This window comes from Nocardia otitidiscaviarum NBRC 14405, from assembly GCF_000308635.1.
Classification (GTDB): Bacteria; Actinomycetota; Actinomycetes; order Mycobacteriales; family Mycobacteriaceae; genus Nocardia; species Nocardia otitidiscaviarum.
Window position 1 is genome coordinate 13,177 of record NZ_BAGD01000084.1, and the last position, 13,258, is coordinate 26,434.

Sequence of the window (13,258 nt, forward strand, 5' to 3'; positions counted from 1 at the left end):
GATCAGTCCTTGGTCAGCCGGGTGGTCTCGTCGGACGGCGTCGACTCGATGCGCTCGGCGGTCTGCGTCGGGGTCTCCTCGACGGTCGCGGCCTCGGTGAGCTCGCTGGATTCGGTGGCCTCCACCTCGTCCGCGCGAACCTCGCGAATCGACTGCCGTAGCCAGGTCGTGACGACGTCCTCGGCGATCTCCAGATCGACGGTGAGGTCGTCGAGATCGACGACGGTGCCGTACAGACCCGAAGTGGTGGTGACCCGATCGCCGACCTTCAGGGAGTCCTGCATCTCGGTGACCTTGGCCATCTCACGCTTCTGGCGACGAACGCCGAGGAACATCGGGACGAGCAAGGCAACCAACAGCAGCGGAAGCAGAAGGTCCATTCTCGAAGTCAGCCCCTAGTCATGGTCGGATGGGTGCGTATCCCCCACAGTCTGCCAGCTGTCGGAGCCACTGCCACATCGGCACCACCTTTAGGCGGGGATCCGCTCGTAGGTGTAGTCGTCCAGCGGGAAGCTCACCGCGTGGCGGTGGGTGGTCAACGTGCTGTTGGGGCGCAGCAGCGCCGCTTCGCCGTGCTGGTTGAAGTAGTAGCTGCGGGCGGTCGAGCACTGGCCGCCGTAGAACACCGAGGAGCCCAGCTTGTCGGTGACGGACTCCAGGAAGGCGGCGTTGGCCGCCTCGGTGACCTCGAAGACCTGGGCGCCGCGGCGGAACATCTCACCGAACAGGCGGCCCATATGCTTCATCTGCGCCTCGATGGTGGTGAAGTACGACAGGCCGCTGTAGGAGTACGGGCTGTTGAGCGAGACGAAGTTGGGGAACTTCGGGATCGAGATGCCCTCGTAGGCCTGGAAGCGGTTGTCGCGCCAGTACTTTCCGAGGTTCACCCCGTCGCGGCCGATGATCTCGATGGCCGGGAAGTTCACGTCCCACAGATTGAATCCGGTGGCCAGCACCAGGGTGTCGATCTCGGTCTTGTGCCCGTCCGCGGTGACGATGCCGTCGGGTTCGATGTGGTCGATGGAGTTCGTCTCCAGCCGCACATGCGGTTCGTTGAAGGTCTTGAAGTAGTGATTGGAGAAGGTGGGCCGCTTGCAGCCGAAGTCGTAGTCGGGGGTCAGCTTCGCGCGGGTTTCCTTGTCGCGCACCTGCGCCCGCAGATGTGCCTTGGCGAGGGCGGCGGCGGCCTTGTTCAGCGGCTTGGCCTGCTTGAAGTGCAGCACACCGACCACCATGAGCGCTTCCAACATGGTGGTGTTCACCAGGCGCGCACCCTGCTGGGTCACCGGGAAGCGCTCGAACAGCTGCCGCACCGGCGCGGGAATGGGGGCGTCGACCTTGGGCACCACCCAGATCGGAGTGCGCTGGAAGACGGTGAGCGCCGAAACCCGCTTGGCCAGTTCGGGAATGAGCTGTACGGCGGTCGCGCCGGTGCCGATGATGGCTGCCTTGCGGCCGGTGAGGTCGTAGTCGTCCTCCCACGCCGTGGTGTGGATGATCTTGCCCGCGAAGCTGTCGATACCCGGGAACGGCGGGGTGTAGGGCTGGGACAGGAATCCGGTGGCGGCGAGCAGGTAACGCGCGGTGAGGGTTTCGCCGTTCTCGATCGACACCACCCAGTGCTGCTGTTCGCCGTCCCAGCGCGCGCCCCCGACCACCGTGTCGAAGCGCATGCGGCGGCGCAGGTCGTACTTGTCGGCGACGTGCTCGGCGTACTTCTTCAGCTCCGCGCCCGGCGCGAACAGCCGCGACCAGTGCGGGTTGGGTTCGAAGGAGTACGAGTAGGTCACCGAGGCGATATCCACGGCCAGTCCCGGGTAGCGGTTGACGTGCCAGGTGCCGCCGAGATCGTTCTCCCGCTCCAGGATCACGAAGTCGCTCAGCCCGAGCCGATCCAATTCGATGCCCGCGCCCATTCCGCCGAAGCCCGCGCCGACCACGATGGCGTCGTACTGAGGTGCCACGCCGAACCTCCCATTGAAAATGATTCACGTATCACGGAATGACATCTCATTCCGTTTGTGAACACCGTATCATCGGGGGCGTGACGAAGCCATCCTCGAGAATCGAACGCCGTAAGGCCGAACTCCGGCAGGAGATCATCGACACCGCGTTCGCCTGTTTCGCCGAGCGGGGCTATCACGCCACCGGCATCGCCGATATCGCCGCCGAGCTGGGCATCGGCCACGGCACCTTCTACCGCTACTTCGCCAACAAGCGCGACATCATCGATCACGTCATCGACGATCTGGCCACCCGCATCGTGGAGGCGCTGGGCACCGAGAACGCCCCGGACGCTCCCACCAGCCTGCAGGAGTACCGGGAGCAGACCGAGCGCATCGGGGCGGCGCTGAACCGCATCTTCCTGGAGGACCGCCGGGTGGCGCAGCTGCTGCTGTTCCAGGCCACCGGTATCGACTCCGAACTGACCATGCGGCTCTACGGGCTGCTCGACACCGCCGATATGCTCACCGCCGGATATCTGGAGCACGGCGTGGAGCTGGGCTATCTGCGCGAGGATCTGGACACCCGCAATACCGCCCGCGCCGTGACCGGCATGATTCTGGCCGCCATCCTGCACGGGCTGCGCGATACCCGCGACGGCGAGGAGACCGATATGTCGGAGATGACCCAGGCGATCCGCCGCCTGCTCATCGACGGCGTCCGAAAAGACTGAGCCGTCCGGAAAGACTGAGCCGTCCGGAAAGACTCAGCCGTCCGGAATGGACCGCGCCGCCCCGAAAGACCGATAGATCCGACCATCACCGTGCGGAATCACGCTGCGAGGCAGGCCATCCCACCTGATCGGACCTCGCTCGCGACCGGCTCCGGCCCGCCGTGCACAATGACCCGCGTGACTCCCGAGGAAGTCCGCCGCAAGCGATTCGGCAAAGCCCGCCACCACGGCTACAACCCGGCCGAGGTGGATGCCTTCTGCGCGCGCATAGCCGATACCATCCTCGGCCGCGACCACCTCACGGCCGCCGATATCCGCCAGGTCCAGTTCGGCGCACCGCCGTTCGGGCACCGCGGCTACGATCAGGAACAGGTCGACGACTTCCTCGACCACGTGTGCATCGAGCTGGAATACCTCCGCCGGGGCCGCCGCCGAGTGCCCACCGCGAACGTCGCACCGGCCCTCACCCACGACGACGTGCTGCGCATCCAGTTCTCCGCTCCCCCGTACGGCCTACCCGGCTACGCGGCCGCGGAGGTGGGCGCGTTCCTGGACCGCCTCGCGGCCACCCTGGCCCACGACGGCCCCAGTCGACTCACCGCGGACGAGGTGCGCCACACCGAGTTCCACACCGCCGCCCACGGCTACCCCGCCTACCACCGCGAGGAGGTGGACGCCTTCCTCGACTTGGTCGTCCGCCAACTCGACCGACAGCGCTGACCCGAAGCCCCTGGAGGGCACGGCTATTCGGGTGTTCTCACCGGTCGAGCGCTCTCGTCGGTCGGGGCACTCTCGTTGGCCAGGGTGCTCCCGTTGGCCAGGGTGCGCTCCTCGGCCGGGCGCTCCCACTGGTCGGATGCCCTCGTCGGTCGGGGTGCTCCCGCTCGTCGCGTGCTGCCAGTGGTGGGCACAGCCGCTAGTCGGGCTCCGCCACCGGTCGAGCGCTCTCGTCGGTCGGGCGCTGCCGCTGGCCGGGCATCGCCGCGGGTGTCCGCGCGGCGTCGGCGAACAGTTCGCCGAGCACCGCCGCCAGGTTGTCGGTCCGGTCGAAGCGGTATCCGAGGTCGGCCGCGTGCCCGGCGAACAGGTGCCAGACCGACGAGGTGAGCAGGCGGGCGATGGCCTCCGGATCGGCGAAGGCGGGATCGTCGGGGTTGTCGACCCCGTGCGTCACCACGCCCTGGACGAGGCCGACCACGCCGTATACGAGCGGCCGGAACGACTCGACCTCGATACTCAGCACCGCTGCCCACGACGAGAAGCGCTGCCAGAGGATTTCGGCGATCCGATTCCGCGCGATGCTCAGGCTGGTCTCCGCGCCGTCATGACCGTGCACCGGCCCGCTCTGCCCGAACCGGTACAACCGGGGATGCTCCCTCGCCCAGCGCACCACCGAGCGCATGACCGTGAGAATGACGTCGTCGGCGGACTTTCCGGGATCGAGCACCAGTCCGGATTCGAACTCCGCGACGAATCGGCGCAGGATGAACGCGCGGATACGGGCGTCGAGGTCGTCGCGGTTCTCGAACTGCCGGTAGACCACCGAGCGCGCCACCCCGGCCCGCTCCGCGATCTCCCGTACCGAAACCTCCTGTCCCGCATCCTGTTCCTCGATGAGGTCGACCGCGGCCGCCAGAATGGCGTGCTGCCGCTCCGTATTGTGCTCCTGCCAGCGCCGGTGTCCGCCGCGGCGACGATGGTGGCGCGGATCGGGCGGCGGTTTCACCCGGTGGACTCCACGGCGGTGCCGAGCGGCCGAGCGTCGTCGAGGAAGCGCGGCCGCATGGGCAGCGGCCCGTCGGGGCCGCCGGTGAACGAGATCTGGCGGCGCACACGCTGATCCGAGACCGCGTCGAACCGCAGGTGCTGGGCGAAGGTGGCGACCACGAGCGCGGCCTCCATACTCGCGAACCCCGAGGCGACGCACATGCGCTTGCCCGCACCGAACGGGATGGAGGCCCGTTTCTGCTGGCGCTGCAGGTTTTCCGGCAGGTAGCGACCGGGATCGAACTCCTCGGGCCGCTCCCACACCCGCGCGTGATGGTGGACGCCGTGCAGGATGATCGCCACCGTGGTGCCGGGCCGAATGGGGTAGCCGCCCAGCACATCGGCCTGCTTGGCGGTGCGGGCGAGGCCGATGACCGGCGGCAGCAGGCGCATGGTCTCGGCGACGACGGCCTGGGTCCAGGGCAGCCGGTCCAGGTCGGCGGCGGTGGCGGGCCGATCGCCGAGGACCGTGCGCACCTCGTCGTAGAGGCGGTCGCGGGCCCGCGGATTCTCCGCGAGCAGCTGCCACACCCACGCCAGCGCCGTCGCGGTGGTCTCCATTCCGGCGCCGATGAAGGTCATGAGTTCGTCGTGGATCTCCTGATCGCTGTACCGGTAGCCGGTTTCGGGATCGGTGGCGTCCATGAGCAGGGCGAGCAGGTTGTCCTTGCGGTCGATGCGACCGGCGCGGTGATCGGCGATCAGGCCGTCGACCACGCGTTCGGCGTGGCGCAGATCCCGCATGGCGCGCGGCTCGACCACCCAGCCCGCGGCCCGCATCGCCCGCATGGGCCAGCGGGAGTTGGCGGCCTCGCCCGCGCGGCCGGTGCGCCGGTGCAGCCAGGTGGCGACATTGTGCAGCGGATGGCTGGCATTGGTCATGAACCCGCGCCCGAAGAAGCGCAGCAGCCGGGCCAGCACCACCTCGGACATGGGGCCGGTGATGTCGGTGCCGAACATCGTGCGCGAGGTGACATCCAGGGTGAGCCGATTCATCTCGGCGTTCACATCCACGGTGTCGCCGGATGCGGACAGTTCACGGATGCGCGCGACGGCGTCCTGGGCCGCCGCCACCATGAGCGGTGCGAACCCGTCCACATTGCGCTTACCGAAGATCGGCTGCACCAGACGCCGATTCCGTTGCCAGCGAGCGTCGTTCAGATCCGTGACCAGTCCGCGCCCGAAGGCCACGGCGAGCATGTCGTATTCGGGGCTCTTGGTGTAGTTGTTCTGATTGGTCACCAGCACGTGTCGCGCCAGTTCCGGACTGCGCACGATGACGAACTTCTTGAACGGCACCCGCGCCACCATGACGTCGTCCTCGCCCGGCAGCCGGGTGACGTAGTCGAGCACGGTGTGGTCGCGCACCCGCGGCAGGATGCCGAGCGCCAGACGGATGGACTCACGCCAGCGCACCGGCGTGCCGTGCCATCGGATGAAGGTCGGCGTCCAGGGCGGTGGATGCAATCTCGAATCGACAGCCTCGGCCATGGCGGCTTCCTCACCGGGTGAAGTGAGTGGGACTTGATGTCCCACTCACTTTAGTGAGACACGATGACTCGGTCAACGGCCGTGGCGGCTCCGGTCAACGGCGCGCCCGGCGCCAGCTCCAGGACCGTCCACCCAGACCCGACCGGCTGCCGTTGCCGTACCCGGCGAGGTGCAGTGCGATGAGCAGGAGCCCGACGATGACGAGCGTGCCCGAGGTGACGGTATCCCCGAGGGTGGCATCGACCAGGTCGAAGATGAGCGCGAGCCCGAAGGATACGGCGGCGGCGATGGCGAGCATGAGTACCTCCTGTGTTCGCCGGGCGGATACCCGCCGGTGGCGGGATCAATCGGCATCGACAGCGTGGGTTCGGCGCGCCGCGTCGGAATCAGCGGTCGACGGCGAATCTGACCTCGATCGCCGTGCCGGTGGTGTCCAGACGTCGGACGACACCGTTCAATTGCGCCGCCAATGCCGTAACCAGGCGCAGCCCAAGGGATTTGGTGGTGCGGAAGTCCAGTTCGGGCGGCATGCCCACGCCGTCGTCGCTGACCAGTAGGCGTAGGACGCCGCCGTCGAGCGGGCAGAGCTCGACCAGGATCTCTCCGGCGCGATCGCCGGGAAAGGCGTGCTTGAGGGCGTTGGTGACCAATTCGCTGACCAGCAGGCCGCACGGTACCGCGATGTCGACGCCCAGCCGGACGTTCTCGACCTTCGCGCGGAGCTGGATCCGCTGCTGGTCGAGACCGTAGGAACGAATGAGATTGCCGGTCAGGGTGTGAATGTAGTCCCCGGCGTCGATCTGCGCCGAACCCTCGGACTGGTACAGCTTTTCGTGAATGAGCGACATCGAGCGGATGCGGTCCTGGCTGGCGGTGAACGCGTCCTGCACCCGGCGATCGGTCAGGCGGCGGGTTTGCAGGCTGAGCAGGCTGGTGATGATCTGGAGATTGTTCTTGACGCGGTGGTGGATCTCGTCGAGCAGGGTCGCCTTCTCCTCGAGCGCCGCCCTGATTCGGTCGTCGGAGTGCTTGCGGTCGGTGATATCCCGGAACACCTCGATGGTCAGGGCGTCGGCACCGGCTCCCATCGAGTTCAGCACGACGTCGATGGGGAATTCGGAACCGTCCCGGCGGCGGGCGCGGAACTCGGCGTCGGGTGAGCGGCCGTCGGCAGGATCGGTGAAGTTGTCCCGGTGCGCGCGGTGCCGCTCACGAAGCCCCTCGGCGATCAGCGATTCCACCGAACGGCCCACCAGTTCCCCGGCCGGATAGCCGAACATGAGCTCGGTGCGCGAATTAGCTTGGACGACGCGGCCGGCGGCGTCAAGGACGACGACACTGTCGGGAGCGGACTCGAACAGACCACGCAATCGCGACTCGCTCGATCGCAGCGCCTCCTCCGCTTGGCGGCGTTCGCCGCTCTCCTGCCGCAATTCGGTGTAGAGCCGCTCCACTTCGGCCCGCACGGCCTCGGTCTGTTCGGCGCGCCGCTTGGTGGTGGCCGCGAGCGAACCGACCGTACCGGCCGTAATGACGAAGACCGCCAACAGAATCCAGTCATCGAGATATGCCGGGGCTTCGAACCACCCCAGATACGGTGAGAGAAATACCGAATTCCAGACGAGGATCGCGGCGACCGAGGTCGCCAGTGCGGGAGTTCGCCCCCACCGCAGCGCGACCAACAGGACGACTAGCACATAGACGAGTGCCGACGTCCCCGGATTGTCCCGGATCAGTTCGCGCAGCGGCCAGAGGACAGTGGTGACGACCACCAGCCCCGACAGCGCGGCTAGATAAGGAATCGCCTTCCCGTCCTTCAAGATCGGCGCCCCCCATCACAGTCGGACTCGCCGTCCATCCTAAGCGCCCCGGCCGCTCCGCAGTATCGCATGAGGTGTCGCCACGGCTGGACAGTCCGCACGACATACCCGCTGGTCGTCTGTCTGCGCGACCATGTGGCGAACTAGTCGAAGAGGTCCAGGGTCGGCTGATCTTCGCGGGCGCGCACCTCGATGGAACCGAAGACCAGATCGGGCGGCGGCACCAGGCCGAGATGCTCCCAGGCGGCGGCGGTGGCGACGCGGCCGCGCGGGGTGCGCGCCACCAGACCGGCACGCACCAGGAAGGGTTCGCAGACCTCCTCCACGGTGGCGGCCTCCTCACCCACCGCGACCGCGAGCGTGGAGACGCCGACCGGCCCGCCGTTGAAGCTGCGGACCAGCGCGCCGAGCACCGCCCGGTCGAGGCGGTCCAGGCCGAGCACGTCCACGTCGTAGACCGCGAGGGCGGCATGGGCGATCTCGCGGGTGACCAGGCCGTCGGCCTTGACCTCGGCGTAGTCGCGGACCCGGCGCAGCAGGCGGTTGGCGATCCGGGGCGTGCCCCGGGAGCGGCCCGCGATCTCGGCGGCGGCATCCGTGTCGATGCGCACGCCGAGAATCTGCGCCGAGCGCAGCAGAATCCGTTGCAGCTCTTCGGGTTCGTAGAAATCCATATGGCCGGTGAAGCCGAAGCGGTCGCGCAGCGGGCCGGTGAGCGCACCCGATCGCGTGGTCGCGCCGACCAGGGTGAACGGTGCGATATCCAACGGAATCGACGTCGCCCCCGGACCTTTGCCGACCACCACGTCGACCCGGAAATCCTCCATGGCGAGGTAGAGCATCTCCTCGGCCGGGCGGGCGATGCGGTGGATCTCGTCGATGAACAGCACATCGCCCTCGCCGAGATTGCTGAGCATGGCCGCCAGGTCGCCCGCGCGTTCCAGGGCCGGGCCGGAGGTGATGCGCAGTGCCGAGCCCAGTTCCCCGGCGATGATCATCGCCATCGAGGTCTTACCCAAACCCGGTGGGCCGGAGAGCAATACGTGATCCGGGGTGCCGCCGCGCCGTTTCGCGCCGCGCAGCACCAGGGCCAACTGCTCACGCACCCGGGGCTGACCGATGAAGTCATCCAGCGCTTTCGGGCGCAGGCTGGCCTCGACCTCACCGTCGGTTTGCTGATAGCTCGCGCTGACCGGAGAGTCGCTGTCGTCGAATTCGTCGGAGTCGTCGAACATTCGGGCGTCCTATCGGTTCTTTCCCAGCACACTCAGCGCCGCGCGCAGCGTATGCGAGGTGCCGAGATCGGGCTGCTCGGCCAGAATGGCGTCCACGGCGGGTTCGGCCTGTTTGACTCCGAAACCCAGCCCGACGAGCGCCTCGACGACCTGCTCGCGTACCGGCGTGACCGTCGGCGCGGGACCCGATCCGGGCGGACCCGATTGCACCGGAACGAGATTCACCTTGTCGCGCAGTTCCACCACCATGCGCTCGGCCCCACGCTTGCCGATACCGGGCACCCGGGTGAGCGCGGCGACATTGGATTCGGCCAGGGCCTTGCGCAGCGCCTCGGGTTCCAGCACGGCCAGCACCGCCATGGCGAGTTTCGGTCCCACGCCGGATACGGTCTGCAACAGGCCGAACAGTTCGCGCGCCTCGGTATCGGCGAAACCGAACAGCGTCATGGAATCCTCGCGCACGATCATGGCCGTGTAGAGCCGCGACTCCTCCCCGCGGGTGAGCGTGGCCAGCGTGGCGGGGGTGGCATTGAGCCGGTACCCGACCCCCGCGGCCTCCAGCACCACATGGTCGAGCCCGATCTCGAGCACCTCACCGCGTACCGACGCGATCACCCGGATACCGCCTTCCGTTGCCGGTCCAGCCTGTCCCTGTACAGCCGCCGCGCGGCCAGCCCGAGGATACGCGCCACCCCCATCCACTCACCGCACACGAACAACTGTTCGAGAGTCTAACGGACCGGCGCGGGCCACCCGCCGACCGACACGGGCACGCGTCCATCACGGCCGCGGCAACTCAGCCCGCGCCGCTCGGTTACTCAGGCCGCGCCGCTCAGTGACTCAGCCACGCCGCTCGGCAACGCAAGCCACACCGCTCGGCAACGCAAGCCGCGCCGCTCAGAACTCAGGCCGCACCGCTCACTGCCGCGTCGAACGCCCGATACGCATCCTCGCTGAACAACACGAACCGCACTTCCCGCACGGACGTTCCGGCCGCGCGCACGGTCTGCACCGCGATGCGCGCGCCGTCGTCCATGGGCCACCGGAATATCCCGGTCGACACCGCCGGAAAGGCCACCGACTCCGCGCCCAGCTCATCCGCGACCCGCAGCGATTCGCGGTAGCAGGACGCCAGCACCGCCGACCGATCCTCACTCGCCGACCACACCGGCCCCACGGTGTGAATCACCCACCGCGCGGGCAACTTTCCCGCCGTCGTCGCCACCGCCCGCCCCTGCGGCAGCCCCCGCCCGTACTTGGCCGCCCGCAATGCCCGGCACTCAGCCAGAATCTCCGGCCCACCCTTGCGATGAATGGCCCCGTCGACCCCGCCCCCACCCAGCAGCGACGAATTGGCCGCGTTCACCACCGCGTCCACCTCCTGCTCGGTGATATCGCCGCGCACGATCAGCAGATCGACCATGCGGGCGATTCTTCCACGCGGCCGCACCGCTACGCGGCCGGAATTCCCGCACGGCTGGCGGCCACAGTTCCCGCACCGCTACGCAGCGCGAACCCCCGCACCGCCACCCGGCGTGAACCCCCGCACCGCTACCCGGCGTGAACTCCCGCCCCTACGCGGCAAGGATCATGAGCCGCGACCGGTTCGGCGACCGTCCGCGGGCCTCGCGGTCGAGCCGGGCTCGGATCTCCGCGACGGTACGCCCGGCTCCACGACGGACGGCGTGCTCGGCCCGGTGCGCGGTCGCCAATCGCCAACCGACCAGGATGCCCATTGCCGCGCCGAGTGCCAGATACGCGATCGCGCCGATCATCTCGCCCACCTCGAACCATCGGAGTCGCCGACGGAGTCACGGCCGTCCACCGGGCGCTGTCCTTGGCTCAGCGCGGGCACCAAGGCGAGGAAGTAGCGCCGCGCGGCGCAGTCGTCGCCGCAGTCCCGGTGTCGCGCCAGCGCGCGTTGCGCCACCTCGAGGTTCAGGATCGGATGATCCGGAACCCGGTGAAAGATCGGATTGTCGCCCATGTCGTCAGCTCCCCACATGCGGGGCATCGGCGGGCACCAGCTTGCCCGCCTCGATCAGCAGCCGCTTCGCCTGCGCCTTCGCCGGACACACCGAAACCGGACAACCTCTGTGGTCCTGCATGATTCGATGCGCGCGCGACGGCGTGAGCGTGGAATCCGGTACCGCGCTGTGCGCCACCGGGGAAGTTCGTGCATGGTCGGCCACCTCCTCGGAACTCTGGAATGCGTTAGGGCTCTGGAGAATCCCCTGACCTCGGCGAATGCCGTCAGTACACTCCGAATCACCGGGACTGCGCACCCCCGGACACGCGTTTCGGCCGAGAAAGCGCGGCATTTCCACCCAGCACGCTTCCACGGCAGAGCTTTCCAGAATTGGGTTAATCCGATAGCGAGGCAAACGAAATGCTGACCGGATCCACACTCGCCCGCCGCGCGCTGGGACGCGAACTCAAGCGCCTGCGCGAGGCCCACGGCATGAACCAGTCCGCCGCCGGGCGGGTGATCGGAGTGTCGCCCCAGACCATCGGGCGTATGGAGGACGGACTACCGACAAAGGTGTCGGACCTGTACATGAACGCCCTGTGCGACGCGTACGAGGCAACCGCGACCGAACGGACGACGCTGTTGGAGCTGGCCTACGAGGTTCGGACCACCCGCAAGTCCGGTGGTGGCTGGTGGCGCGCGTACGTCGATGAAATGCGCGTCGGCTTCGACCACTACATGAGCTTGGAGGAATCGGCACGGAAGCTGAGCATCTGGAAGACAGCCGTCGTTCCGGGTCTCCTCCAAACCGCCGAATACCGCCGTTCGATCGAATGGACGGAGCACCCCGATATGCCGTCCGAACAGGTCGAGAAGCGCATCGAGATAGCCATGAGAAGACAGAATCGGCTCGACGAGAGCGGCTTCGCGGTCGACGCCATACTGTGGGAAGCCGTCCTCCGCGACCAGATCGGCGGACCAGAGGTGATGGCGGATCAACTGCGCAGGCTTTGGGAAGTCTCGCAACTGCCGAACGTTTCGGTCCGCGCCGTCCCATTCAGCGCCCCACGGCACCTCGGCTCCTGCGTGGGATCTTTTGTGCTGCTGGAGTTCCCGAAGCTCTCAGCGTCCGGATTGACGGGACCGCCAGTGGTATTCGTGGAAGAATACGCGGGAGACCTCTACCTGGAACGCGAGGCCGAAGTGAGGCGCTACCGCGACGCGTTCGCCGAGATCGGCCGAGCCGCAGTGGACGAGGATGCGACCAGACAGCTGATCCTGTCGATAGCGAAGGAGAACGCAGGGTGAAGATCGATCCAGCACAGGCGAAGTGGTTCAAGTCCAGCCACAGCACATCCGGCGGTGAATGCGTCGAGGCCGCGCACCTGCACGGCGGCATGGTCGGCGTGCGAGATTCCACCTTGGGCACCGAGAGTCCCGTCCTGCTGTTCGACGGACCAGCTTGGGACGCGTTCACCGATTCCGTTCGAGCCGGGGGCTTCGATCACGCGTAACACCGGATCAAAGCCGATACCGGGACCATCCGGGGTAGGCGGGCAAGGTTTCCGGCGGTTCGTCGGTTGTCACGGTCGTGCGTTCGACTGGTGCGTCGGGATCAATGGTCGCTATCCAGGGCGCACACCGTTCATTGTGGGAATCACCGGTCGGATTCAGATTGACTGTCCACCCGCGAAATAGGTTGTCCTCCGGTGCCTGCCACACGGGAGGACTGGCAGGAACCGATAGGGGGGCTGCGGTCGTCGTCGCGGTGGGCTTCGACGGGTCCGTATTCGGCGGACGGTAGTCCAGATCATTGCTGATGAAGGTTATCGTTTGCAGATTACCGGTGCGGCTGCGGGAAGAATTGTACTTGCCGTCACGCTCCCGAGCGTAATCTTTGAACGATTCGCAGACGTACGAGATGAATCCCGTGTCTGTAGGGACTATTTCGAGAATGTGCCGGTACAGCGTTCCGTAAATCATGGTGCCGCGACTTGCTGTCACGCGGAAGTAGAGATCCCGTATCCGGTCGTCGGTTACAGCCTCGTCGAACCCCGGATACGAGTTCTCCACCCCTGCTTTCGTCGCTACTTCGAGGGCTTCCTCAGCGGCGCGGGTGAGGGTGGGAAACGAGTCGAACAGGTCGATTCCGGGGTCGGCGGACCAGATCACCGTGGCATTCAGTACCTCCGCAGGCGGTGTATACGCCTGTGTGCCCGGTCCGATCGGCGCATCGGTTTCGCTCCCGGTGCAGGCAGCTGCCAGGAACGCCGTGACCACGATAGACACAGCGCGAGGA

The 13,258-nt window shown here is 67.2% G+C and carries 16 protein-coding genes; 4 read left to right on the forward strand and 12 right to left on the reverse strand.

The annotated features are described in order from the left end of the window. Window positions 1-2: 2 nt before the first annotated feature. Window positions 3-380, reverse strand: a complete 378-nt coding sequence (yajC, locus tag ON31_RS18405; protein WP_039815319.1) for a preprotein translocase subunit YajC — start codon at window positions 378-380, stop codon at window positions 3-5. 90 nt (window positions 381-470) lie between these two features. Continuing rightward, window positions 471-1,964: a flavin-containing monooxygenase gene (locus tag ON31_RS18410; RefSeq protein WP_039815321.1), complete on the reverse strand. Its 1,494-nt coding sequence runs from the start codon at window positions 1,962-1,964 to the stop codon at window positions 471-473. Window positions 1,965-2,002: 38 nt separating this feature from the next. Between ON31_RS18410 and ON31_RS18415 the strand changes: the two genes are divergently transcribed. Then, a complete protein-coding gene (locus ON31_RS18415; protein WP_051037445.1) occupies window positions 2,003-2,677 on the forward strand; it encodes a TetR/AcrR family transcriptional regulator in 675 nt (224 codons plus the stop codon). Window positions 2,678-2,845: 168 nt separating this feature from the next. Further along, a complete protein-coding gene (locus ON31_RS18420; protein ID WP_039815324.1) occupies window positions 2,846-3,397 on the forward strand; it encodes a DivIVA domain-containing protein in 552 nt (183 codons plus the stop codon). A 196-nt stretch (window positions 3,398-3,593) separates the two neighbouring features. On the opposite strand, the gene ON31_RS18425 is transcribed toward ON31_RS18420, so the two are convergent. From ON31_RS18425 to ON31_RS18465, 9 genes are all read right to left on the reverse strand, one after another. Next, window positions 3,594-4,403 (reverse strand): TetR/AcrR family transcriptional regulator, encoded by an 810-nt coding sequence (locus ON31_RS18425; RefSeq protein WP_051037446.1) that lies wholly within the window; start codon window positions 4,401-4,403, stop codon window positions 3,594-3,596. Continuing rightward, the gene (locus ON31_RS18430; RefSeq protein ID WP_051037447.1) at window positions 4,400-5,935 is read right to left on the reverse strand and encodes a cytochrome P450; all 1,536 of its coding nucleotides are present in this window, start codon (window positions 5,933-5,935) and stop codon (window positions 4,400-4,402) included. Before ON31_RS18430 ends, ON31_RS18425 begins: the two co-directional genes overlap by 4 nt. A gap of 94 nt (window positions 5,936-6,029) precedes the next feature. Next, entirely contained in the window at window positions 6,030-6,233 is a 204-nt protein-coding gene (locus ON31_RS18435) for a hypothetical protein (protein ID WP_029924266.1), read from the reverse strand. 88 nt (window positions 6,234-6,321) lie between these two features. Beyond that, on the reverse strand, window positions 6,322-7,755 hold the full coding sequence (locus ON31_RS18440; protein WP_051037448.1) for a sensor histidine kinase: 1,434 nt from the start codon (window positions 7,753-7,755) through the stop codon (window positions 6,322-6,324). Window positions 7,756-7,898: 143 nt separating this feature from the next. Next, window positions 7,899-8,990 carry a Holliday junction branch migration DNA helicase RuvB gene (gene ruvB, locus ON31_RS18445; protein ID WP_029924264.1) on the reverse strand — a complete coding sequence of 364 codons (1,092 nt, stop codon included), beginning with the start codon at window positions 8,988-8,990 and terminating at the stop codon, window positions 7,899-7,901. Between the two features lie 9 nt (window positions 8,991-8,999). Continuing rightward, window positions 9,000-9,605 carry a Holliday junction branch migration protein RuvA gene (gene ruvA / locus ON31_RS18450; protein ID WP_039815327.1) on the reverse strand — a complete coding sequence of 202 codons (606 nt, stop codon included), beginning with the start codon at window positions 9,603-9,605 and terminating at the stop codon, window positions 9,000-9,002. 289 nt (window positions 9,606-9,894) lie between these two features. Further along, window positions 9,895-10,413, reverse strand: coding sequence for an O-acetyl-ADP-ribose deacetylase (locus ON31_RS18455; RefSeq protein WP_029924262.1), 519 nt, complete (start codon window positions 10,411-10,413; stop codon window positions 9,895-9,897). Window positions 10,414-10,564: 151 nt separating this feature from the next. Beyond that, window positions 10,565-10,765: a hypothetical protein gene (locus tag ON31_RS18460; protein WP_147287151.1), complete on the reverse strand. Its 201-nt coding sequence runs from the start codon at window positions 10,763-10,765 to the stop codon at window positions 10,565-10,567. Then, on the reverse strand, window positions 10,762-10,977 hold the full coding sequence (locus tag ON31_RS18465) for a hypothetical protein (protein WP_029924260.1): 216 nt from the start codon (window positions 10,975-10,977) through the stop codon (window positions 10,762-10,764). The genes ON31_RS18460 and ON31_RS18465 overlap by 4 nt, the downstream gene beginning before the upstream one ends. Window positions 10,978-11,379: 402 nt before the next feature. Between ON31_RS18465 and ON31_RS18470 the strand changes: the two genes are divergently transcribed. After that, window positions 11,380-12,267 (forward strand): helix-turn-helix domain-containing protein, encoded by an 888-nt coding sequence (locus ON31_RS18470; RefSeq protein WP_039815333.1) that lies wholly within the window; start codon window positions 11,380-11,382, stop codon window positions 12,265-12,267. Further along, a complete protein-coding gene (locus ON31_RS18475; RefSeq protein WP_039815334.1) occupies window positions 12,264-12,473 on the forward strand; it encodes a DUF397 domain-containing protein in 210 nt (69 codons plus the stop codon). Before ON31_RS18470 ends, ON31_RS18475 begins: the two co-directional genes overlap by 4 nt. Window positions 12,474-12,480: 7 nt before the next feature. Here ON31_RS18475 and ON31_RS36775 read toward each other — a convergent pair whose 3' ends face one another. Then, window positions 12,481-13,248 carry a hypothetical protein gene (locus ON31_RS36775; RefSeq protein WP_147287150.1) on the reverse strand — a complete coding sequence of 256 codons (768 nt, stop codon included), beginning with the start codon at window positions 13,246-13,248 and terminating at the stop codon, window positions 12,481-12,483. Window positions 13,249-13,258: the final 10 nt, after the last annotated feature.

Coding starts and splice junctions, on each gene's coding strand:
- ON31_RS18460 (WP_147287151.1), bottom strand. CDS start 10,765: ATGATCGGCGCGATCGCGTATCTGGCACTCGGCGCGGCAATGGGCATC.
- ON31_RS18470 (WP_039815333.1), top strand. CDS start 11,380: ATGCTGACCGGATCCACACTCGCCCGCCGCGCGCTGGGACGCGAACTC.
- ruvB (WP_029924264.1), bottom strand. CDS start 8,990: ATGTTCGACGACTCCGACGAATTCGACGACAGCGACTCTCCGGTCAGC.
- ON31_RS18435 (WP_029924266.1), bottom strand. CDS start 6,233: ATGCTCGCCATCGCCGCCGCCGTATCCTTCGGGCTCGCGCTCATCTTC.
- yajC (WP_039815319.1), bottom strand. CDS start 380: ATGGACCTTCTGCTTCCGCTGCTGTTGGTTGCCTTGCTCGTCCCGATG.
- ON31_RS18465 (WP_029924260.1), bottom strand. CDS start 10,977: ATGGGCGACAATCCGATCTTTCACCGGGTTCCGGATCATCCGATCCTG.
- ON31_RS18415 (WP_051037445.1), top strand. CDS start 2,003: ATGACATCTCATTCCGTTTGTGAACACCGTATCATCGGGGGCGTGACG.
- ON31_RS18430 (WP_051037447.1), bottom strand. CDS start 5,935: ATGGCCGAGGCTGTCGATTCGAGATTGCATCCACCGCCCTGGACGCCG.
- ON31_RS18455 (WP_029924262.1), bottom strand. CDS start 10,413: ATGGTCGATCTGCTGATCGTGCGCGGCGATATCACCGAGCAGGAGGTG.
- ON31_RS18420 (WP_039815324.1), top strand. CDS start 2,846: ATGACCCGCGTGACTCCCGAGGAAGTCCGCCGCAAGCGATTCGGCAAA.